Below are 22,960 nucleotides of genomic sequence, written 5' to 3'. Positions count from 1 at the left end.
GTTGGATTCGTGCCTTCTGTTTGGGTTGATCCTGTTGGTAATGTCGTTGTGTCTACATAAACATCTACGGATCCTGCTGGTACTCCACTTATAGTGTAAGTCCCATCTGCTGCTGTGGTTGCTGTTGGCTCACCTGCATCAAACATACCATTACCATTCGTATCTGCATATACCGTTACGGCTGTGCCATAACCTGTTTCTGCGCCATCTTGAGTGCCATTTCCATTCGCATCATTATAAACTGTTCCGGTGATTGTTCCTGTTAAAATTATTAATTCAGCATCATTAGATGTTAATGCAACACAAACATTATTTGGGTTACTAATTAATACTCTATAATCATAACCTTGATAATTTATGGGAATATTACTTAATGTTAAAGCTGCGGTTGTTGCTCCAGAATATGTTGGTAACAAACCACCATTTGTAATGTTAGTCCAAGTTGTACCATTATCTGTACTTTCCTGCCACTGGTAAACATTTGACCCACTAACATTAGTCGCTGGTGGCACTGAATAATTAGGCACTCCGGTATTAAATGTTGTGGTATTAAAAGCATTTGCCACCACAGTAAATGTTGCTGACCCTCCTACGTTTGCAGGTTGATCTGTAGGTTGAGTTGCTATTGCTACTGATGTTGCTGTTAACACATTGGCATTGGTTCCTGTGTAACCACCTTGACCTGTTACTAAACCGAATGGGTTAACAGTAACTGGACTATTTCCTAAAACACCATCTCCATCTGGATCTGTATGTCCCGCTTCAATAGCATCTACACAACCATCATTATCTGAATCTGGGTCTAAATAATCTGGTAAAGCATCTCCATCTAAATTTGGAGCATTTAAGAATACATGATTTGAATCTGGAAAATTAGCTAGTTGACACTCATCAAAAAGCAAGGAATAATATCTATCAATTTGTGCGGTTGTTCCTTTTTGAATACCAATTGTAAATACTAAATTATTTACATCTTGCTTTTGGAAGAACACTCGATGTGTATCACTTAAGTTAATTGGATCTGCTCCATTTACAATGGAACCTGTTCCGTCGGCAATAAACTGAGTTACACCACCCCCTAAATTTGAAGCAATAATATTTGTTGGGTTATTTAAAGAATATCCAACAATATTATTTACTCTGTAAAATTCTCTATCGAATGATTCACCATCCACATCTTGGAAAAATCCTCCAACATTTGGCACGATAACCGGAGTAGTTGTTCCTGCTTGAACAAAAGTTATTCTAAAGCTTATTGTTCTATCTCCTGTATTATTAGTTGCATAGCGGATTCTTGGTTGAAATGCATTAGGGTTACCAAACGTGACATTATTAATATTAACTACAGTTACATTAGGTGATTTTGATTCAACACGAACTAAGGCATCTAAGCCTGCAGCAACGTTTGTAAATCTGTAAACATCTCCAACAGCACCCGTATTAGTATTTGCGGCTACTGTACTAAATGCGTAACTAGATCCTGTACATAACGCTGGGTTTGTACTCGGGAAAAACTGGTAACCTTCAGTCACGTCTAATAAACCATCATTATCATCATCATCATCAAAATAATCTGAAACTGTATCACCATCATTATTACCTGGTGTTGATGGATCTCTAAAATCTACGTTTCCACCAGCACCTAAATCATTATCTGAATCAGGTAAAGAATTTGTATTATTTACTGTACCATTGGCATCGTTATAATTTGGATTACCATTAGCAAGAGCAGTATCTGTTGTATCTATAGCATCTACTAAGCCATCTCCGTCTGAATCGACATTTGGTAATGTTGCTACCCCAAATGCTTCTTGTGTATCTGACGCTCCATCATTATCTGAGTCTAAATCTAAATAGTCTGGAGTATCAACACTATCCGTATTTACAGGATTAAACCCAAGAACTGTACCTCCACTAAAAGAATAATTAGCTGGTAAACCATTTGCTAACACTACTGTGTTACCCATACCATCTACTTGTGGTACTATGTAACCTTGAGTAGTTTGCGCCTCATTATTATCTGGAATACCATCTCCATCTGCATCTAAATCTAGGTGGTTTGGGACACCATCATTATCTGGGTCTAAATTTGTACATATTCCAAAACCGTTTAACGTACAAAAATTCGCATCTTGATAATTAGGTACTCCATCATTATCTGCATCTGCTGAAGGATCTACTCCACCAGATTCTACCGTATCTAAAATACCATCATTATCATCATCGATATCATTAATATCTGCAACCCCATCATTATCTGAGTCTAATAAGGCTACTAAATTAGAAGATGTTGTGGTAGCACCACAAACATTTGCTGTACTAGTTATTATTAACTGGTAATCATACCCATCAAAAGATTCTGGAATATTACTTAAACCTAAGGTGTTTGTTGTTGCTCCAGAATATACTGGCGCCGTGCCTCCGTTAGTAATATTTGTATATGTTGTACCTCCGTCTGTAGATACCTGCCACTGGTAGGTAATACCTGTTGTAACTATTGGAGAACCAGAATAATCTGGCACACCTGGAGTTGTATATGTTGTTGTGCTTTGTGTATTTGCAGCTGCCGAAATTGACACCACTGCAGGAGTATTTGGAGTAAATACCGTATTAGTAGTAGGTTGAGCTGTTATATTAATTTGAGTTGCAGTTGTTACATTACTATTAGTTCCTGAGTAGCCTGCACCTACAACCTGACCGTTTGCATCTACTTGTCCAAAGCCAATAACTCCTCCGAAGGTACCGTCTCCATTAGTATCAGCTGTAGAGCTATTATATGCTTCGTTGGCATCGGAACAGCCATCATTATCACTGTCTGTATCTAAATGGTTAGCAACTCCATCTCCATCAGTGTCTAAACTTAAGCAATAAATTAATTCATATAATTGCAATGTTACATTACCTGCATTTCCATTATTCTTTCCTGTTCTTATAGTTACAGATGTTACAGGGCCATTTATTGAAGCCTGAACAGCATTAGATGGCGCATTTGCTCCACCAGCAGCACTTACAACTGATTGTCCTGTAAACGTACCATTAGCTCCAAGATTAATATCTGTAATAGAAACAGGTACATTTAAAGCACCATTAGTGGCAGAAAAATCTGCTCTATCTTGATTATCTAATCCACCAAATTTGAATCGCAAATTAAACACTGGTTGAGAAAATGTTAATGTGTAAGTAGAAATATCTCCATTAGGAAAATTTGTATTATTAGACTGAACATTAATATAATTTCCTGTAACACCAGCAGTTGGACCAGCAGAAGCAACTCCAGAATTCCAGGTTGCTGTTCCAGAGAGACTATAACCAAAACTAGCTGAAGCACCGCTATATACATAGACATTATTTACTGTACCTGGGTTAGAAGTATTATCTGCAAAAGTTTGACCAAGATCTACAAAACCAGATGAACAATTTTGTTCATTTGAATCTAAAATCCCATCATTATCATCATCTAAATCATCACTATCTGCAATCCCATCGTTATCTGTATCGGCAGAAACATTAACAACTAAACTTGCAATATTTGAGGTCGCGGGAAGACTTAATCCATCTTGGGTATAATTATCTTGTACTGTATAATTAACAGGGGTAGTTACGCCTGTAAATGCCGGTACTGGAGTAAAAGTTACTACTCCTAAGGCATTTACTATCCAAGTTCCTTGTCCAGCAACTACAAATGTAGTTTGAATACCAGGAGTTGCAGGATCTAAATCTACCGTATTAGCTTGAACCGAACCATCTTCTGCATCTGTATCTGTACTTACAACATTAAAAGATACAGGTACGTTTTGAGTTGTTGTTGCGCTATTATTATCTGCAACTGGTGCTGTATTTATAGCATTTAAAGTAATTGATATTTGAATCGTTTCATACCCAATTCTACCTCCACCATTACCAGCTCCATTTGTATCGGGAAAAAGACCTATTAATGCTGTATTGTTTGTTGCTGTAAATCTAACTCTTGTAGTATCCCATGTATTTTGAGTTACAGAAGTTATGGTATTAGAAACACCTTGTATCTCATATCTAAATCTATCTATAGGAGTACCCGCATAATAATCAGTATTAAAACCATCTTGATTAGTAACCGCTGTTAATGAATAAAGTATTACTTCATAAGTACGTCCAGCTACTAAACCGGTAATTGTATGCTCCACATTTTCTTCAGTAAACGCAGGACCTAAATCACGTAAAGATATCCAGTCTTGATGATTATTTGGAGGTAATGGTAATTGACCTCCAGGAATATTCCATGAGGCTCCACTACCTGCATTAACTCCATTATTTACAGCTCCATTAAACCTATTTGAAATATCAGGTGTACCTGCAGAAGTCGCCCAGCCTGGAGGTACACAACTCCAACATGGTACTCCACCGTCTGTTGCGGCTATATTTTGTGCTTCAGTATTTGAAATCGATAAAACAAAACATGCCAAAAGTAATATAATACTTAATGACAAATTTGATTTATTTGAAAAGGTAAAATTTCTCATATATAACGATTGTGAAAATGTCTGTTAATAAGATTAATAAGTAAAATTAAAAAAATCTATTTTTTTTTGTTGCATTTTTTTGGATTAGCAATTTTATTAGACTAAATGCATAAAAAATAGACAAAATACAATTTTACATTTTCTAAGATTGAGATAAAATAATAACACCTAATAACGGATTATTTGGTTTTAGCATCTATATATATTTTATTTAATACACTTATATTTGCACAAAAGCAATATATACATGTCATTTCAAAAAGAAATAAACCGTAGAAGAACGTTTGGAATTATCTCTCACCCAGATGCTGGAAAGACTACATTAACAGAGAAATTACTTTTATTTGGTGGTGCCATTCAAGAAGCAGGTGCTGTAAAAAGTAATAAGATAAAAAAAGGGGCTACTAGTGACTTTATGGAAATTGAAAGACAAAGAGGTATCTCGGTCGCAACCTCTGTATTGGCTTTTGAGTATAACGGAATTAAAATAAATATTTTAGATACTCCGGGACACAAGGATTTTGCTGAAGATACTTACAGAACTTTAACTGCTGTAGATAGCGTTATTGTTGTTATTGACGTTGCTAAAGGTGTAGAAGAGCAAACCGAAAAACTTGTTGAAGTATGCAGAATGCGTAACATCCCGATGCAGATTTTTATTAATAAAATGGATCGTGAAGGTAAAGATGCTTTTGAATTACTAGACGAAATTGAACAAAAACTACACCTTAAAGTATGCCCACTAAGTTTCCCTATTGGTATGGGTTATGAATTTAAAGGCATCTATAATATTTGGGAGAAAAATATAAACTTATTTAGTGGTGATAGTAGAAAAAACATTGAAGACACTATTAAAATAGACGATTTATCGGATAATAAATTAGATGGATTAATTGGTGAAAAGGCAGCTAAAGAACTACGTGAAGAAGTTGAATTAGTAGAAGGTATCTATCCACAATTTGATCGAGAAAGTTATTTAAATGGTGATTTACAACCAGTATTTTTTGGATCTGCTTTAAATAACTTTGGTGTAAGAGAACTTTTAGATTGCTTTATTGAAATTGCTCCAAAACCAAGACCTAAGCAAAGTGAAGAACGCATTGTAAAACCTGATGAAAATGACTTTTCTGGTTTTGTTTTTAAAATACATGCCAATATGGATCCCAACCATAGAAACCGTTTGGCTTTTATAAAAATTGTATCTGGAACATTCAAACGAAATGCACCTTACCTGCATGTAAGACATAATAAAAAAGTGAAGTTTTCTAGTCCTAATGCTTTTTTTGCTGAAAAGAAAGAAATTGTAGATATCTCATATCCAGGTGATATCGTAGGTTTACAGGACACTGGAACTTTTAAAATTGGTGATACTTTAACGGAAGGTGAAGTGCTTAACTATAAAGGAATACCAAGTTTTTCACCAGAACATTTTAGATATATTAATAACGCAGATCCTTTAAAATCCAAGCAGTTATATAAAGGAATTGACCAACTAATGGATGAAGGAGTTGCACAATTATTTACTTTAGAGTTGAATGGAAGAAAAGTTATTGGTACCGTTGGAGCCTTACAGTTTGAAGTGATTCAATACCGATTAGAGCATGAATATGGTGCAAAATGTAGTTATGAGAATTTAAATGTATATAAAGCTTGTTGGGTTGAACCTACAGATAGAAAAAACAGTGAATATAAAGAGTTTTTACAAGTGAAGCAACGCTATTTAGCTAAAGACAAACAAAATCAATTGGTATTTTTAGCCGATTCTCAATTTTCATTACAAATGACGCAGCAAAAATACCCTAGTATAAAATTTCATTTTATTTCTGAATATAAATAGCAAAAACTTATTTTAAAGCCTTCTAAGAGTATTTTATATTCTTAATAGAATAATTGCAAGTAAATTATTTTTTAATTAAAAAAAGCACCTCTTAAAGAGGTGCTTTTTTTAAACACTATAATCAAATATTATTTAATATTATGTTACTATAGCTAATTCTTATTGTTATTTGTTTGGATCAAAGTTTTGTTTACCTATTAAGATTTCAAAGAAAAGTTTGAAATCTGAAATTAAACTCCAAAATGGATATTTAAAAGTGGCTGGTTTATTTTTCTCGAAAAACGCATGTCCAATCCAAGCAAAAAAATATCCGGTTATTGGCACAAAAATAAATTGCCATGTCCAACCACAATAAATTCCAATTCCTAAAACTATAAACACTAAAAAAGTTCCGACAAAATGCAAAATTCTACTCATTTTGTTTTGATGCTCTTTCAGATAAAAAGCATAAAATTCTCGATATGTTTTTATTTTATCAGACATTGTAATTATTTAAGCTTGACCTGTTGGTCCAAAGTTTAAAGGAATATTTGGTTGATCGTATTCTTTAATTTCTCCGTGAGCCTTTTCAAATCTTACAATATTTTCATTTAAAGCTTTTAAAAGACGTTTGGCATGTTGTGGTGTTAATATAATTCTGGATTTTACCTTACTCTTAGGTGTTCCAGGCATAATCTTTACAAAATCCACTACAAATTCCGAAACAGAATGATTTATAATTGCCAAATTAGAATAAATGCCTTCTGCAATAGCTTCATCTAACTCTATATTAATTTGACCTTGCTTTTTTGTATTATCGTTATTATTATCGTTCATTATAAATAAGTTTAGTATAAAAATAAAGAATCCTACTTAAAAAGTAGGATTCTTTGTCATAATTTAATAAAACTCAACAGGATTAATTGTAGTTAACCTCTTGTTTTGTTTTAAGCATATTATCAAATTCTTGTTGTGAACCAACAATAATTTTATCATATGTTCTCATTCCTGTACCTGCAGGTATTCTGTGTCCTACAATTACATTTTCCTTAAGACCTTCTAAATCATCAACTTTACCTGCTACAGCAGCTTCGTTTAATACTTTAGTTGTTTCCTGGAATGATGCTGCCGAGATAAATGACTTCGTCTGTAATGACGCACGTGTAATACCTTGTAGTATTGGTGTTGCAGTTGCTGGTCTAGCATCTCTTGCCTCTACTAACTTCTTATCTTCACGCTTTAACTTAGAATTTTCATCACGTAATTGGAATGCTGTAATAATTTGTCCTTCTTTTAATGTTGAAGAATCTCCTGCATTTTCAACTACTTTCTTACCAAAAATTTCATCATTTTCTACAATAAAGTCAGATTTATGAATTAGTTGATCCTCTAAGAATAAGGTATCACCAGAATCAATTACTCTTACTTTACGCATCATTTGTCTTACAACAACCTCGAAGTGCTTATCATTAATTTTCACCCCTTGTAAACGGTAAACTTCCTGAACTTCATTCACTAAGTACTGTTGTACAGCAGATGGTCCTTTAATGTTTAAGATATCGTTAGGTGTTACAGATCCGTCTGAAAGTGGCATACCAGCTTTAATATAGTCATTCTCTTGTACTAAGATTTGGTTAGAAAGTTTAACTAAATACTTCTTAACATCTCCCAGTTTAGATTCTACTATAATTTCACGGTTACCTCTCTTAATTTTACCGAAAGATACCACACCATCAATAGCACTTACTACAGCTGGATTAGAAGGGTTACGAGCCTCAAATAACTCAGTTACACGTGGTAAACCTCCTGTAATATCACCTGCTTTAGCAGATTTACGAGGAATCTTAACTAAAATCTTACCTACATTAATTTTTTCGCCATCATCAATCATAATGTGGGCTCCAACAGGTAAGTTATAACTACGGATAGCTTCACCTTTACTGTCTTCAATAATTAATGTTGGAATTAATTTTTTATTTCTAGATTCAGAAATTACTTTTTCTTGGAAACCTGTTTGCTCATCAATTTCAACTTGATAAGTAACCCCTTGCTCAATATTTTCATATCTCACTTTTCCAGAGAATTCTGAAATAATTACACCATTATATGGATCCCATGCACAAACTACATCTCCTTTAGAAAGCTTATCGCCATTCTTAACATAAATAGTAGAACCGTAAGGAATATTATTTGTACTTAAAACAATACCTGTTTTCTTGTCGGTAAGTTTTAATTCTGAAGTTCTAGAAATTACAATTTCAACTTCTTTTCCTTCGCTATCTTTAGACGTTACCGTTTTAAGGTCTTCAATCTCTGCAATACCGTCAAAACGAACTTCTAATTTATTATCTTCAGAAATGTTACCTGCAATACCACCTACGTGGAATGTACGAAGCGTTAACTGTGTTCCTGGTTCTCCAATAGATTGTGCGGCTACTACACCAACAGCTTCTCCTCTTTGTACCATTTTGTTAGTCGCTAAGTTACGTCCGTAACATTGCTCACAAATTCCTTTAGTTGCCTCACATGTTAATGGAGAACGTACTTCTACAGACTCTAATGCAGAGCTTTCAATACGTTTAGCTATAGCTTCTGTGATTAAATCTCCTGCTTCTGCTAATAATTCTTCAGAAATAGGATCGAAAATATCATTAAGTGCAATTCTACCAACAATTCTAGCCTCTAGTTTCTCTACAACTTCATCATTTTTCTTTAAAGCTGAAACTTCAACACCTCTTAAAGTACCACAATCTACACTGTTAATAATAACATCTTGAGCTACATCTACTAAACGACGTGTTAAGTAACCTGCATCGGCAGTTTTAAGTGCGGTATCGGCAAGACCTTTACGTGCACCGTGCGTTGAGATAAAGTATTCTAAAATTGAAAGACCTTCCTTAAAGTTAGAAAGAATCGGATTCTCAATAATTTCTCCTCCACCTGCGTTAGATTTTTTAGGCTTAGCCATTAATCCACGCATACCTGTAAGCTGACGAATCTGTTCTTTAGATCCACGCGCTCCAGAGTCAAGCATCATATATACCGAGTTAAACCCTTGCTGATCCTCTCGAATACGCTTCATAGATAACTCTGTTAATTCTGCATTGGTAGACGTCCAGATATCAATTACTTGGTTATAACGTTCGTTATTAGTAATTAATCCCATGTTATAGTTACCTGTAATACCATCAACTTTTTTATTAGCAGCATCAATCATTCCTTGTTTTTCTGGTGGGATAATGATATCTCCTAAACTAAATGACAATCCACCTCTAAAGGCGAAATTATATCCTAAAGTTTTAATACTATCTAAGAAAGCAGCTGTTTCTGGAACAGAAGTAACTTTTAAAATATCACCAATAATATCTCTTAAAGATTTTTTAGTTAATACTTCATTAATATAACCTGCTACTTCTGGTACTTTTTCGTTGAATAATACTCTACCAACAGTTGTTTCAATAATCTGGTAAACTAATTCACCATTCTCATTAAAATCTTTTGCTCTAACTTTAATCCCTGCGTTTAAGTCTACACGTTGCTCATTGTAAGCAATATTTACTTCTTCTGCAGAGTAAAAAGTTAAACCTTCACCTTTAACGGTATAAACATCATCAGTTTTTCTGTGCTTGGTCATATAGTAAAGACCAAGTACCATATCCTGAGATGGTACCGTTACTGGAGAACCGTTTGCTGGATTTAAGATATTATGAGACGCTAACATTAACATTTGCGCTTCAAGAATAGCTTCTGGTCCTAATGGTAAATGCACCGCCATCTGGTCACCATCAAAATCGGCGTTAAATGCCGTACATACTAATGGGTGCAATTGGATTGCTTTACCTTCAATTAATTTAGGTTGGAATGCTTGTATACCTAAACGGTGAAGCGTAGGAGCACGGTTTAAAAGAACTGGATGTCCTTTTAAAACATTCTCTAAAATATCCCAAACTACTGGTTCTTTTTTATCTATAATTTTCTTAGCAGATTTTACTGTTTTAACAATACCTCTTTCTATTAACTTACGAATAACAAAAGGTTTGTATAATTCAGCTGCCATATCTTTTGGCAATCCACATTCAAATAATTTTAATTCTGGTCCAACGACAATTACAGAACGTGCTGAGTAATCTACACGCTTACCAAGTAAGTTTTGACGGAAACGTCCTTGCTTACCCTTTAATGAATCTGATAATGATTTTAATGGTCTGTTAGAGTCTGTTTTTACTGCAGATGACTTACGTGTATTATCAAATAATGAATCTACAGATTCTTGTAACATACGCTTCTCGTTACGTAAAATAACTTCTGGTGCTTTAATCTCAACTAATCGCTTTAAACGGTTGTTACGAATAATCACACGACGGTAAAGATCATTTAAATCTGACGTTGCAAAACGTCCACCATCTAATGGTACTAAAGGTCTTAATTCTGGTGGAATAACTGGTACAACTTTCATAATCATCCATTCTGGACGATTTTCTCTATTGTTGTTAGACTCACGCAATGCCTCTACAACCTGTAAACGCTTTAAAGCTTCTGTTTTACGTTGTTTAGATGTTTCCGTATTCGCTTTGTGTCTTAACTGGTAAGATAAAACCTCTAAGTCGATACGTCCTAAAAGATCTATTAAACATTCAGCACCCATTTTAGCGATGAATTTGTTTGGATCCTCATCATCTAAATATTGGTTATCCTGCGGAAGTGTTTCTGCAATATTTAAATATTCTTCTTCTGTTAAGAAATCCATTTTTTGTAATGGTTCTCCTTCAGCATTTTTAGCAATACCTGCCTGAATTACTACATAACGTTCGTAGTAAATAATCATATCTAATTTCTTAGACGGTAATCCTAATAAATAGCCTATTTTGTTTGGTAATGAACGGAAATACCAGATGTGCGCTACAGGAACTACTAAATTAATATGTCCTACGCGATCACGACGTACTTTCTTTTCTGTTACTTCTACACCACATCGGTCACAAACGATTCCTTTATAGCGAATTCTTTTATATTTACCACAAGCACATTCGTAGTCTTTTACAGGACCAAAAATACGCTCACAGAATAAACCATCTCTTTCTGGTTTATGAGTACGATAATTGATAGTTTCTGGTTTTAAAACTTCACCTCTAGATTCTGCTAAAATAGATTCTGGTGACGCTAAACCAATAGAGATTTTATTAAATCTCTGTACTGTATTCTTATCTTGCTTTCTTGCCATGTCTTTATAGTCTTCAGTTTGCAGTTTGCAGTCTTCAGTCTTTTTTGGTTGCAGTAAAATACCGCTAACTGATGACTGCTAACTGCCGACTTAATTTATTCTTCTAATCTAATATCTAATCCTAAACCTTTTAATTCGTGCATAAGTACGTTAAAAGATTCTGGTAAACCTGGTTCTGGCATTGGCTCGCCTTTTACGATTGCTTCGTAAGTTTTAGCTCTACCAACCACATCATCAGATTTCACCGTTAAGATTTCTCTTAACGTTGCTGAAGCTCCATAAGCTTCTAGTGCCCAAACTTCCATCTCTCCAAAACGCTGTCCACCAAATTGTGCTTTACCACCTAATGGTTGCTGCGTAATTAATGAGTATGGTCCAATTGAACGAGCGTGCATCTTATCGTCTACCATGTGACCAAGTTTAAGCATATAAATCACCCCAACAGTTGCTGGTTGATCGAAACGCTGACCTGTTCCTCCATCGTATAAATACGTATGACCATATCTTGGAATTCCAGCTTCATCTGTAAGTTCATTAATTTGATCGATAGTAGCACCATCAAAAATTGGTGTTGCATACTTACGTCCTAATTGCTTACCAGCCCATCCTAAAACGGTTTCATAGATCTGACCAATGTTCATACGAGATGGTACACCTAATGGATTTAATACGATATCTACCGGAGTTCCATCTTCTAAGAAAGGCATATCTTCTTGACGAACGATACGTGCAACAATACCTTTGTTACCGTGACGACCTGCCATTTTATCTCCAACTTTAAGCTTACGTTTTTTAGCGATGTAAACCTTAGCTAGTTTGATAATACCTGAAGGTAATTCGTCCCCTACAGAAATTGTAAACTTCTCGCGACGTAACGCTCCTTGTAAGTCGTTTTCTTTAATCTTATAATTGTGGATTAAATCTGCAACTAATTTATTAGTATGGTCATCTGTTGTCCAAGTACCGCTGGTTAAGTGCGTATAATCGTCTACAGAATTTAACATCTTTAAAGTGAATTTCTTCCCTTTAGGGAAAACTTCTTCACCTAAGTCATTAAAAATACCTTGTGCCGTTTTACCATTTACAATGTTGAATAATTTTTCGATTAAACGATCTTGTAATTCTGTAAACTTCACGTGGTAAGAAGACTCTAATTTAGCGATATCTTCTTTATCCTGAGCTCTCTTACGCTTGTCTTTAACTGCACGAGAGAATAATTTTTTATTAATTACTACACCATGTAAAGAAGGCGAAGCTTTTAAAGATGCATCTTTAACATCTCCTGCTTTATCTCCAAATATGGCACGTAATAATTTTTCTTCAGGTGTTGGGTCAGATTCTCCTTTTGGTGTAATCTTACCAATTAAGATATCTCCAGGTTTTACCTCTGCTCCAATACGAATCATACCAAATTCATCTAAATCTCTTGTAGCTTCTTCCGAAACATTTGGTATATCGTTAGTTAATTCTTCATTACCTAACTTCGTATCTCTTACATCTAAAGAATATTCATCTATATGAATAGACGTAAAGATATCTTCACGTACTACTTTTTCAGAAATTACTATGGCATCCTCAAAGTTGTAACCTTTCCATGGCATAAATGCTACTTTCATGTTACGACCTAGAGCTAATTCACCTTTTTGAGTTGCATAACCTTCACATAATACTTGACCTTTAACCACTTTATCGCCTTTTTGAACGATTGGTTTAAGGTTAATAGATGTACCTTGATTAGTTTTCCTAAACTTAACTAATGGATAAGTTTTCGTATCACTATCAAAACTTACTTTAGCTTCGTCCTCTGTTCTTTCGTATTTGATAACAATTTCATTAGCATCAACGTACTCTACAACTCCATGTCCTTCTGCATTAATTAATACACGAGAATCTGACGCTACTTGTTTTTCAAGACCTGTTCCTACAATTGGAGATTCTGGTCTTAATAATGGTACAGCCTGACGCATCATGTTAGATCCCATCAGGGCACGGTTAGCATCATCATGCTCTAAGAAAGGAATTAATGAAGCTGAAATAGATGAAATCTGGTTTGGTGCTACATCTGTATAATGAATTTCTTTAGGATCCATTACTGGGAAGTCACCTTCCATACGAGCAATTACCTTATCATGTAAGATTTTACCATTATCATCTACTTTAACAGTAGCCTGTGCAATTAATTTCTCTTCTTCTTCTTCTGCACTTAAATAAGTAGGTGCATTTTTAATATCTACAACACCATTAGTAACTTTTCTATATGGCGTTTCAATGAATCCCATAGAATTCACTTTAGCATAAACCGATAGAGAAGAAATTAATCCAATGTTTGGACCTTCTGGTGTTTCAATTGGACATAAACGTCCGTAGTGTGTATAGTGAACGTCACGAACCTCGAAACCTGCTCTTTCACGAGATAAACCTCCTGGTCCTAATGCAGATAAACGACGTTTGTGCGTAATCTCTGCTAATGGATTTGTTTGATCCATAAACTGAGATAACTGGTTCGTACCGAAGAAAGAATTAATTACAGACGATAACGTCTTCGCATTAATTAAATCTATTGGTGTAAATACTTCGTTATCACGTACATTCATACGCTCACGAATAGTACGAGCCATACGAGCTAAACCAACACCAAACTGAGAAGACAATTGCTCTCCTACTGTTCTAACACGACGGTTAGATAAGTGATCAATATCATCAATCTCTGCTTTAGAGTTAATTAACTCAATTAAATATTTTATAATGGTAATGATATCTTCTTTGGTAAGCACTTGCTTATCCATACCAATATCTAAACCTAATTTTTTATTCATTCTGTAACGTCCAACTTCTCCTAAAGAATAACGTTGATCACTAAAGAATAATTTGTCAATAATACCACGTGCAGTTTCCTCATCTGGCGGCTCTGCGTTACGTAATTGACGGTAAATATGTTCTACAGCTTCTTTTTCAGAGTTTGTAGGATCCTTTTGAAGTGTATTATGAATTATAGCATAATCACCTTGCTGAGACACTTCTTTGTGAAGTAAAATAGTTTTTACACCAACTTCTAAAATTTCTTCAATATTTTCTTTGTCTAGTTCCGTATCACGATCTAAAACAATTTCATTACGCTCAATAGAAACTACTTCACCAGTATCTTCATCTACGAAATCTTCATGCCATGTATTTAATACACGAGCTGCTAATTTACGTCCAATGTATTTTTTAAGACCAGACTTAGACACTTTGATTTCTTCAGCAAGATCGAATATTTCTAAAATATCCTTATCTCTTTCAAAACCAATTGCTCTAAATAATGTTGTTACAGGTAGCTTTTTCTTTCTATCAATATAAGCATACATTACTTGATTGATATCGGTAGCAAATTCTATCCAAGACCCTTTAAAAGGAATAACTCTGGCAGAATATAACTTAGTTCCATTCGCGTGAAAAGATTGACCGAAAAACACACCTGGAGATCGGTGTAACTGAGAAACAACTACACGCTCTGCACCATTAATACAAAACGTACCACTTTGTGTCATGTAAGGAATAGTCCCTAAATACACATCTTGAACAATAGTTTCAAAATCCTCATGCTCAGGATCTGTACAGTATAACTTTAACCTTGCTTTAAGGGGAACGCTGTATGTAAGACCTCTCTCTATACATTCTTCAATAGCATATCGAGGTGGATCAATAAAGTAATCTAAAAATTCTAATACGAATTGATTACGTGTGTCTGTAATTGGAAAGTTTTCCATGAAGGTATTGTATAACCCTTCATCTCCTCTTTCATCGGATTTAGTTTCTAACTGGAAAAAATCCTGGAAGGATTTGATCTGAATATCCATAAAATCTGGATACTCTGTTCTATTTACAATAGACGAGAAATTTAATCTTTCAGCTTGTGTTACTAACATCAATGGACGAAATTTTGATTAAAAAAAAAGTGATTTATATAGCTCATTGCTATATACGACAAATGGTTTAGGTCTTAGAGCCAATGCTCCAGACCTAAACCTTTGTAAAAATTATTAAGTAAGCTTACTTAAGCTCTACTTCAGCTCCTGCTTCTTCTAACTGAGCTTTTAAAGCTTCAGCTTCGTCTTTAGCAACACCTTCTTTAACGTTGCTTGGTGCTCCATCAACTAATTCCTTAGCTTCTTTAAGACCTAAACCAGTTAATTCCTTAACTAATTTTACTACTGCTAATTTAGAACCACCAGCAGCTTTTAATACTACATCAAATTCAGACTTTTCTTCTCCAGCAGCGTCTCCACCACCAGCAGCTGGACCAGCTACTACTGCTGCTGCAGCAGGCTCGATACCATACTCATCTTTTAATATAGTTGCTAACTCATTTACTTCTTTTACTGATAAGTTAACTAATTGTTCTGCGAAATCTTTTAAATCTGCCATTTTTCTACCGTTTTAATTTTTAATTTTATTTTAATTGTAAAGTGCGTACACGTTTGGTGTTATCTTATTTCTCAGATAACGTTTTAATAATACCTGCAAGTTTACCACCGCTTGATTTAAGCGCAGAAACCACATTTTTAGCAGGTGATTGTAATAATCCGATTACATCTCCTATTAACTCTTCTCTAGACTTAATATTAACTAATGCCTCTAAGTTATCATCACCTAAATAAATAGCTTCTTCAATAAAAGCACCTTTTAATAGAGGTTTATCTGATTTCTTACGAAACTCTTTAATAATCTTAGCTGGTGCATTACCAGTTTCAGAATACATAATAGATGTATTTCCTTTTAATACAGATGGAAGGTCTCCGAAATCTTTATCTGAAGCTTCCATTGCTTTTTCTAAAAGCGTATTTTTAACTACTGCTAATTGTACGTTAGCTTTAAAACAAGCACGGCGTAAGTTTGAAGTAGCAACTGCATTTAAACCAGAAATATCTGCTAAATAAAAATTAGTGTTTTCTCCTAAATCTACAGTTAAGTCTTTAATTACTTGTGATTTTTCTTCTCTTGTCATAATAAAGTATTTTAACTATTAACCAATTTTAGGATCTACAGCTATACTTGGACTCATTGTACTAGACATAAAAATGCTCTTTACATAAACTCCTTTAGCCGCAGTTGGTTTAAGTTTCATTAATGTTGTTAATAATTCATTTGCATTCTCTTGGATTTTTTCAGCACTAAAAGATGCTTTTCCAATTGCTGCATGAACAATACCAGTTTTATCAACTTTAAAGTCAATTTTACCAGCTTTAACCTCAGTTACTGCTTTAGCAATATCCATAGTTACTGTTCCTGTTTTTGGGTTTGGCATTAAACCACGAGGACCTAATACACGCCCTAAAGGACCTAATTTACCCATAACACTTGGCATTGTGATAATTACATCAACATCTGTCCAACCGCTTTTAATTTTATCTAAATACTCATCTAGTCCAACATAGTCAGCACCAGCCTCTTTAGCTTCTGCTTCTTTATCTGGAGTTACTAATGCTAAAACTTTAACGTCTTTACCTGTACCATGAGGAAGAGATACAACACCTCTTACCATCTGATTAGCTTTTCTAGGATCTACTCCTAAACGAACTGCTAAATCTACAGATGCATCAAATTTAGTATTAGTAATATCTTTTACTAAGGCTGAAGCTTCTTTTAAAGAATAAACTTTATCCTTTTCAATTTTAGCTGCAGCTTCTTTTTGCTTTTTTGTTAATCTTGCCATCTTAATTTTTTTGTAGATTAATTTGGTGCATTACCAGTTACAGTAATTCCCATTGATCTTGCTGTACCAGCGATCATTTTCATAGCAGACTCAATTGTAAATGCGTTTAAATCTGGCATTTTATCTTCTGCAATGGTTTTAATTTGATCCCAAGATACTTTAGCTACTTTTTTTCGGTTTGGTTCACCTGATCCACTCTTAAGTTTGGCCGCTTCTAATAATTGTACTGCCGCAGGAGGTGTTTTAATAACAAAGTCGAAAGACTTGTCTTTATAAACAGATATTACGACTGGTAATACTTTACCAGCTTTGTCCTGTGTTCTAGCATTAAACTGCTTACAGAACTCCATAATATTAACTCCAGCAGCACCTAAAGCGGGTCCAACCGGTGGCGACGGATTCGCTGCACCTCCCCTTACTTGTAACTTAACTACTTTACCTAATTCTTTTGCCATTTTAAATAATTTAGTTGACTTTAATCAAATTTGGAAGCTTGATTAAATATCTTAATGTAACAATTATTATATTTTTTCTACTTGCATGTAACTTAACTCCAATGGTGTCTTACGACCAAAGATTTTAACCATTACTTCAAGTTTACGTTTTTCTTCATTTACTTTTTCAATAGTACCATCAAATCCATTGAATGGTCCATCGATAACTTTTACAGTTTCTCCTACTGTATAAGGAATTGCTACGTTAGAGTTTGTATCTACAGAAAGCTCATCTACTTTACCTAACATTCTATTAACCTCAGATTGTCTTAATGGCAAAGGATCTCCTCCTTTTGTAGCTCCTAAGAAACCTATCACATTTGTAATACCTTTAATGATATGAGGTATTTCTCCTGATAAGTTTGCTTTAATCATGATGTATCCGCTAAAGTAAACTTTCTCTTTATTGATCTTTTTACCATTACGAATTTGAACGACCTTCTCTGTAGGAACTAAAACCTCTTCAACATAATCTTGCATACCTAAACGTGCAATCTCATTTTCAATGTAAGTTTTAATTTTATGTTCCTGACCACTTACAGCTCTAACAACATACCATTTTTTATCTGAAACTTCAGCCATAGCGATTTATCCGTTTATTAAATTAAAATAAGCTGCAATCACTTTACTAAAAACTGTATCAACTCCCCAAATAACAAGTGAAAAAATTACAGAAAAAACTACTACAATAATAGTTAATCTCTGTGCTTCTGGCCAAGGTGTCCATGACACATTATTTTTTAATTCACCAAAAGATTCTTTTATATAATTTACTACGCCTGCCATATCGTTTAATTATTTTAAGTTTTTAAAATTAAATTTAAAAAACTAATTTTTGCACGGGTTGAGAGACTCGAACTCACGACACCTGGTTTTGGAGACCAGTGCTCTACCAACTGAGCTAAACCCGTAAATATAAGCTAAGGTGTTTCGCTTAAAACGAAACACCTTATGACTTATAACTTTATTTGTATTAGTCTAAAATTTCAGTTACCTGACCTGCACCTACAGTTCTACCACCTTCACGGATAGCGAAACGTAAACCAATATTCATTGCAATTGGTTGGATTAAGTCTACAGTAATTGTTAAGTTATCACCTGGCATTACCATTTCAACACCTTCTGGAAGCGCAATGTTTCCAGTTACGTCAGTTGTACGTACGTAGAACTGTGGACGGTAGTTATTATGGAATGGTGTGTGACGACCACCTTCTTCTTTCTTAAGAACGTAAACCTCAGCTTTAAATTTAGCGTGTGGTGTTACAGAACCTGGCTTAACGATAACCATACCTCTTGAGATTTGAGACTTCTCAATACCTCTTAATAAGATACCAGCATTATCACCAGCTTCACCTCTATCTAATATTTGACGGAACATTTCAATTCCGGTAATTGTAGAGTTTAATTTCTCTGCACCCATACCAATAATCTCTACTGGATCTCCAGTTTTAGCGATACCAGTTTCGATACGACCTGTTGCTACAGTTCCACGACCAGTAATAGAGAATACATCTTCAATTGGCATTAAGAATGGCTTATCCATATCACGAATAGGCTCTTCAATCCAAGTATCTACAGCTTCCATAAGCTCTAATACTGTATCAACCCATTTCTCTTCTCCATTTAAAGCACCTAAAGCAGAACCAGAAATTACAGGACCATTATCTCCATCATACTCATAGAAAGATAATAAATCTCTAACTTCCATGTCAACTAACTCTAAAAGCTCTTCATCATCCACCATATCTACTTTGTTTAAGAAAACAACGATACGAGGAATACCTACCTGACGACCTAATAAGATGTGCTCACGTGTTTGTGGCATAGGACCATCTGTAGCAGCAACTACTAAGATAGCACCATCCATTTGAGCAGCACCAGTAACCATGTTCTTTACGTAATCGGCGTGACCTGGACAGTCTACGTGTGCATAGTGACGATTTGCAGTTTGATACTCTACGTGTGAAGAGTTAATTGTAATACCACGCTCTTTTTCTTCTGGCGCGTTATCAATTTGATCAAAAGCAGAAGCTTCTGAAAATCCTTTATCTGCTAGCACTTTAGTAATAGCAGCTGTAAGAGTTGTTTTACCGTGATCTACGTGTCCAATCGTACCTACGTTTAAGTGTGGTTTCGAACGATCATAATTTGCCTTTGCCATGTTTAAATAATTTAATCTTAGTTATATAATAATATTAGTGTAATAATAATTATTGAGCCAATGACGGGATTTGAACCCGTGACCTCTTCCTTACCAAGGAAACGCTCTACCCCTGAGCTACACCGGCTAAAATAAATTTAGAGCGAGAGACCGGGTTCGAACCGGCGACATTCAGCTTGGAAGGCTGACGCTCTACCAACTGAGCTACTCTCGCAATTTATTAAAAATATAAAAATTAAAATGTGGGGAGAGCAGGATTCGAACCTGCGAAGACGTAGTCAGCAGATTTACAGTCTGCCCTCGTTGGCCGCTTGAGTATCTCCCCAATTTAATTTTTTTTACCCTGTGTATGAACTTTTACTTTTATAAGATTTCTCCTAAAAAGAGCCGATGGAGGGACTCGAACCCACGACCTGCTGATTACAAATCAGCTGCTCTAGCCAGCTGAGCTACATCGGCTTTTTGTTAAATATAACGAACATCATAACATTCGCTATTTCTAACGGACTGCAAATGTATGTAATAATTTGATTATTCAAAACATTTTTACAAAAAAATTTACTTAAATATTTGTTTATTAATTGTTTCAAATATCTATAAAGAAAAAAAATGGTAAATTCTACTTTTTACTTCTTGGATGAGCACTTCTATAGACTTTGGACAATTCTTTTATATTATTGTGCGTATAGACTTGAGTTGACGACAAACTAGAATGACCTAATAATTCTTTTACAGCATTAAGGTCGGCTCCTTCATTTAAAAGATGCGTTGCAAAAGAATGCCTTAATATATGAGGACTAGTTTTTTGTTTTGAAGAAATGAGTTTGAAATATTTATTTATTATACGATAAATAAGAGTGTCGTATGTTTTTTTTCCTTTTGAAGTTATAAATAAATAAGAATTGTTACTACTGTTTAAAACTAAATTTCTTTCCTCCAGATATAATTTATATGTATTAATAACGGATGGGATTAGGGGAATAATTCGCTCCTTATTTCTTTTACCTAAAACTTTTAATGTTTTATTGACTGCATCGAAATCTTTTAGTTTTATATGTATTAGTTCGGACCGTCTTATTCCTGTAGAATAAAAAGTTTCAACAATTAATTTATTTCGCAATGATTCAAATTTATCCTGCCCATCAATATTTGCTATCGCGATATCTACTTCATCTAATGAAAAAGGAATTTGAACTTTTTTACTTGTTTTTAAAGCTTTATGTTTTGACAGAGGATTTGTTTGAATTGCATCAACCTTAATAAGAAATTTGAAACAGGTGTTTAATGCAGAAATTTTTCGGTTAATACTTCGATTCGAAACTCCATCTTCAACCATAACAACAATCCAAGACCGTATTTGAGAGTAATTAATTGACTCTATTGTAATTTGATTGCTGTTGTTTGATTTATTTACAAACTGTAACAATGATTCTATATCCCGTTGATAGGCACTTACCGTTAAAGGTGAATACTTCTTTTCATAAAGCAAATAATCGGTAAATGCTTTTAAATACATCATCTAGTTTTTAAAAAGTGTAGACCTTTTGGTTAAATCCTGAATAAGTTTTTCCTCTTCTTCACTTTCTAAAAGAACATTATAATTTTTCCAAAACTCTTTATTGTAAGGACGAACTGAAAACAAGTCGGCATCCCAATCTTTTGAAAGCGCAGCTTTAACTTCTTCTTGATCATCTATAATCTCGGTAAACACAATTTCTTGAACCGTATAATAGAATCTATTTTCCTTTTCGGCAATCAAGTCTTCTTCAGTAGCGTCTTTATTATTTTCTCGAGAGCCCACATTAACCAATTTAGGTGTCTCGTAATAAATGTAATTGGTATACATTCTATCATTATACTCCATATAGTTAATAACTAATTTATGGTTTAAGTAAGTATCAAACAATGTTTTACTTCTACTCTTTTGCTGAGGTGATCCTGCAACTAATTCATATTCCACCTTCTTAATAGCGTAATTATCCCAATAGATATAAATCCAACCATTTGCTTCCAGACCTCCATTATAAATACCTTTCGTCTTTAAATCAATAAACTCTTTACTGTTAGCTATTTTTATTTTATATAATTTTCGGTCATTCTCAACTAAAACCGTATCTAAAATAAAATTATGTGTCTCTAAAATATTTTTTCCAAATAAGGCGCCAAGATTAGATGAGTTTCTTACCAAGTTAAGTTTTCCTTGAAATAAATTGTCTAAACCGTTTACTCTAGTGTCATTCCACTTAATTGCTTTAATTAATGAACTGGTTAATATGGTATCTCTTTTTAAATCTTTAGACCTAAGTCTTAAGCCGTAAGAGTTGTTTTTTAAATATGAGGTGTAAGTTAAAAGACTATCTACATCACGTAAGTCATAGCTTTTACGTAACTCATCAACATTTATCTTTAGATTTTCTTTAGATTTATCTTGGGCAGCCCCATCGTAGAGTGTAATTGCACCTTCTACCAACCATTTAAATTCGCGCTTATTTCGTTCTTTATGTCTTACAAATCCTTTTTGTAAATACGAAGAGTCTGGTAAAGTTTCAGGAAGCTCTTCTAAAGCTCTTAATACAATCTCATTTCCTGTTTTAGGTCTATTTTCAGCTACTAAAACCACCTCATCTAAAGACGCTACATCTTCTTCCAAGAAGATTTCCATACTATTATCAAATTCTCCAACAGGCGCTTTAAAACTCTTATAGCCTATTGAAGATACCACTAAGGTATCTTTAGCATATTTTTCAGGGATAAGAAGTACAAATTTACCATTAACATTAGTAATGGTTCCTGTTGTGGTATTTTGAACATATACACTAGCACTTTCTAACGGCATTAATGTAGCAAAATCTACTACTTTGTTTTTTAATTCTATTTGAGATATAGCAGTTACACTTATAAGCATTAAAGCGCATATTGCAATAAAATGTTTTTTAATCATGATTTAGGCGTGATTTGTTTACGGTATGACTAATTACAAAAACTAATCCAATTTTATTTTTTATTAAAATAAAAATAAAGGTAACAAAAAAATCCTACTTACTGGAAGTAGGATTTTGTTTTTAAAAACAGTT

General features: G+C 34.2%; 15 protein-coding genes and 5 tRNA genes. 1 reads left to right on the top strand and 19 read right to left on the bottom strand.

Going from position 1 to position 22,960, the window contains the following annotated elements:
- A partial coding sequence (locus C7H52_RS13325) for a beta strand repeat-containing protein (protein ID WP_394336023.1) occupies positions 1-4,499 on the bottom strand: 4,499 nt, incomplete at its 3' end.
- A gap of 247 nt (positions 4,500-4,746) precedes the next feature.
- On the opposite strand from C7H52_RS13325, the gene C7H52_RS13320 reads away from it, so the two are divergent.
- Positions 4,747-6,336 carry a peptide chain release factor 3 gene (locus C7H52_RS13320; protein ID WP_106464396.1) on the top strand — a complete coding sequence of 530 codons (1,590 nt, stop codon included), beginning with the start codon at positions 4,747-4,749 and terminating at the stop codon, positions 6,334-6,336.
- 165 nt (positions 6,337-6,501) lie between these two features.
- Here C7H52_RS13320 and C7H52_RS13315 read toward each other — a convergent pair whose 3' ends face one another.
- The 18 genes from C7H52_RS13315 to C7H52_RS13230 form a co-directional block, all read right to left on the bottom strand.
- Positions 6,502-6,819 (bottom strand): DUF962 domain-containing protein, encoded by a 318-nt coding sequence (locus C7H52_RS13315; RefSeq protein ID WP_106464395.1) that lies wholly within the window; start codon positions 6,817-6,819, stop codon positions 6,502-6,504.
- A gap of 9 nt (positions 6,820-6,828) precedes the next feature.
- Positions 6,829-7,152, bottom strand: coding sequence for a DUF3467 domain-containing protein (locus C7H52_RS13310; protein WP_106464394.1), 324 nt, complete (start codon positions 7,150-7,152; stop codon positions 6,829-6,831).
- An 82-nt stretch (positions 7,153-7,234) separates the two neighbouring features.
- Entirely contained in the window at positions 7,235-11,536 is a 4,302-nt protein-coding gene (rpoC, locus tag C7H52_RS13305; RefSeq protein WP_106464393.1) for a DNA-directed RNA polymerase subunit beta', read from the bottom strand.
- Between the two features lie 95 nt (positions 11,537-11,631).
- Positions 11,632-15,444 carry a DNA-directed RNA polymerase subunit beta gene (gene rpoB / locus C7H52_RS13300; RefSeq protein ID WP_106464392.1) on the bottom strand — a complete coding sequence of 1,271 codons (3,813 nt, stop codon included), beginning with the start codon at positions 15,442-15,444 and terminating at the stop codon, positions 11,632-11,634.
- 124 nt (positions 15,445-15,568) lie between these two features.
- A complete protein-coding gene (gene rplL, locus C7H52_RS13295; RefSeq protein ID WP_106464391.1) occupies positions 15,569-15,943 on the bottom strand; it encodes a 50S ribosomal protein L7/L12 in 375 nt (124 codons plus the stop codon).
- A gap of 64 nt (positions 15,944-16,007) precedes the next feature.
- Positions 16,008-16,523 (bottom strand): 50S ribosomal protein L10, encoded by a 516-nt coding sequence (rplJ, locus tag C7H52_RS13290; protein ID WP_106464390.1) that lies wholly within the window; start codon positions 16,521-16,523, stop codon positions 16,008-16,010.
- 18 nt (positions 16,524-16,541) lie between these two features.
- Complete coding sequence (gene rplA / locus C7H52_RS13285) at positions 16,542-17,231, bottom strand: 50S ribosomal protein L1 (RefSeq protein ID WP_106464389.1); 690 nt, start codon at positions 17,229-17,231, stop codon at positions 16,542-16,544.
- A gap of 17 nt (positions 17,232-17,248) precedes the next feature.
- Positions 17,249-17,686 carry a 50S ribosomal protein L11 gene (rplK, locus tag C7H52_RS13280; protein WP_106464388.1) on the bottom strand — a complete coding sequence of 146 codons (438 nt, stop codon included), beginning with the start codon at positions 17,684-17,686 and terminating at the stop codon, positions 17,249-17,251.
- Between the two features lie 66 nt (positions 17,687-17,752).
- Positions 17,753-18,307, bottom strand: coding sequence for a transcription termination/antitermination protein NusG (gene nusG, locus C7H52_RS13275; protein ID WP_106464387.1), 555 nt, complete (start codon positions 18,305-18,307; stop codon positions 17,753-17,755).
- 6 nt (positions 18,308-18,313) lie between these two features.
- Positions 18,314-18,511, bottom strand: coding sequence for a preprotein translocase subunit SecE (secE, locus tag C7H52_RS13270; protein ID WP_106464386.1), 198 nt, complete (start codon positions 18,509-18,511; stop codon positions 18,314-18,316).
- 52 nt (positions 18,512-18,563) lie between these two features.
- A tRNA-Trp gene (locus C7H52_RS13265) sits at positions 18,564-18,636 on the bottom strand.
- A 62-nt stretch (positions 18,637-18,698) separates the two neighbouring features.
- The gene (gene tuf / locus C7H52_RS13260; RefSeq protein ID WP_106464385.1) at positions 18,699-19,886 is read right to left on the bottom strand and encodes an elongation factor Tu; all 1,188 of its coding nucleotides are present in this window, start codon (positions 19,884-19,886) and stop codon (positions 18,699-18,701) included.
- A gap of 55 nt (positions 19,887-19,941) precedes the next feature.
- Positions 19,942-20,013: transfer RNA gene (locus C7H52_RS13255), tRNA-Thr, on the bottom strand.
- A 14-nt stretch (positions 20,014-20,027) separates the two neighbouring features.
- Positions 20,028-20,100: transfer RNA gene (locus C7H52_RS13250), tRNA-Gly, on the bottom strand.
- 29 nt (positions 20,101-20,129) lie between these two features.
- Positions 20,130-20,211: transfer RNA gene (locus tag C7H52_RS13245), tRNA-Tyr, on the bottom strand.
- A 60-nt stretch (positions 20,212-20,271) separates the two neighbouring features.
- Positions 20,272-20,345: transfer RNA gene (locus tag C7H52_RS13240), tRNA-Thr, on the bottom strand.
- Positions 20,346-20,505: 160 nt separating this feature from the next.
- Positions 20,506-21,405, bottom strand: a complete 900-nt coding sequence (locus C7H52_RS13235; protein ID WP_317045583.1) for a tyrosine-type recombinase/integrase — start codon at positions 21,403-21,405, stop codon at positions 20,506-20,508.
- The gene (locus C7H52_RS13230) at positions 21,406-22,827 is read right to left on the bottom strand and encodes a carboxypeptidase-like regulatory domain-containing protein (protein WP_106464384.1); all 1,422 of its coding nucleotides are present in this window, start codon (positions 22,825-22,827) and stop codon (positions 21,406-21,408) included.
- Positions 22,828-22,960: the final 133 nt, after the last annotated feature.

The sequence above is a fragment of the Aurantibacter aestuarii genome (genome assembly GCF_003008425.1).
In the GTDB taxonomy this organism is placed as follows: Bacteria; Bacteroidota; Bacteroidia; order Flavobacteriales; family Flavobacteriaceae; genus Aurantibacter; species Aurantibacter aestuarii.
Note: the sequence above shows the minus strand (reverse complement) of the source record. Positions and strands in the feature narration are given on the sequence as shown.

Excerpts from the sequence above, each read along its gene's own strand:
- C7H52_RS13320 (WP_106464396.1), top strand. The coding sequence starts at position 4,747 with ATGTCATTTCAAAAAGAAATAAACCGTAGAAGAACGTTTGGAATTATC.
- C7H52_RS13315 (WP_106464395.1), bottom strand. The coding sequence starts at position 6,819 with ATGTCTGATAAAATAAAAACATATCGAGAATTTTATGCTTTTTATCTG.
- C7H52_RS13310 (WP_106464394.1), bottom strand. The coding sequence starts at position 7,152 with ATGAACGATAATAATAACGATAATACAAAAAAGCAAGGTCAAATTAAT.
- rpoC (WP_106464393.1), bottom strand. The coding sequence starts at position 11,536 with ATGGCAAGAAAGCAAGATAAGAATACAGTACAGAGATTTAATAAAATC.
- rpoB (WP_106464392.1), bottom strand. The coding sequence starts at position 15,444 with ATGTTAGTAACACAAGCTGAAAGATTAAATTTCTCGTCTATTGTAAAT.
- rplL (WP_106464391.1), bottom strand. The coding sequence starts at position 15,943 with ATGGCAGATTTAAAAGATTTCGCAGAACAATTAGTTAACTTATCAGTA.
- rplJ (WP_106464390.1), bottom strand. The coding sequence starts at position 16,523 with ATGACAAGAGAAGAAAAATCACAAGTAATTAAAGACTTAACTGTAGAT.
- rplA (WP_106464389.1), bottom strand. The coding sequence starts at position 17,231 with ATGGCAAGATTAACAAAAAAGCAAAAAGAAGCTGCAGCTAAAATTGAA.
- rplK (WP_106464388.1), bottom strand. The coding sequence starts at position 17,686 with ATGGCAAAAGAATTAGGTAAAGTAGTTAAGTTACAAGTAAGGGGAGGT.
- nusG (WP_106464387.1), bottom strand. The coding sequence starts at position 18,307 with ATGGCTGAAGTTTCAGATAAAAAATGGTATGTTGTTAGAGCTGTAAGT.
- secE (WP_106464386.1), bottom strand. The coding sequence starts at position 18,511 with ATGGCAGGCGTAGTAAATTATATAAAAGAATCTTTTGGTGAATTAAAA.
- tuf (WP_106464385.1), bottom strand. The coding sequence starts at position 19,886 with ATGGCAAAGGCAAATTATGATCGTTCGAAACCACACTTAAACGTAGGT.
- C7H52_RS13235 (WP_317045583.1), bottom strand. The coding sequence starts at position 21,405 with ATGATGTATTTAAAAGCATTTACCGATTATTTGCTTTATGAAAAGAAG.
- C7H52_RS13230 (WP_106464384.1), bottom strand. The coding sequence starts at position 22,827 with ATGATTAAAAAACATTTTATTGCAATATGCGCTTTAATGCTTATAAGT.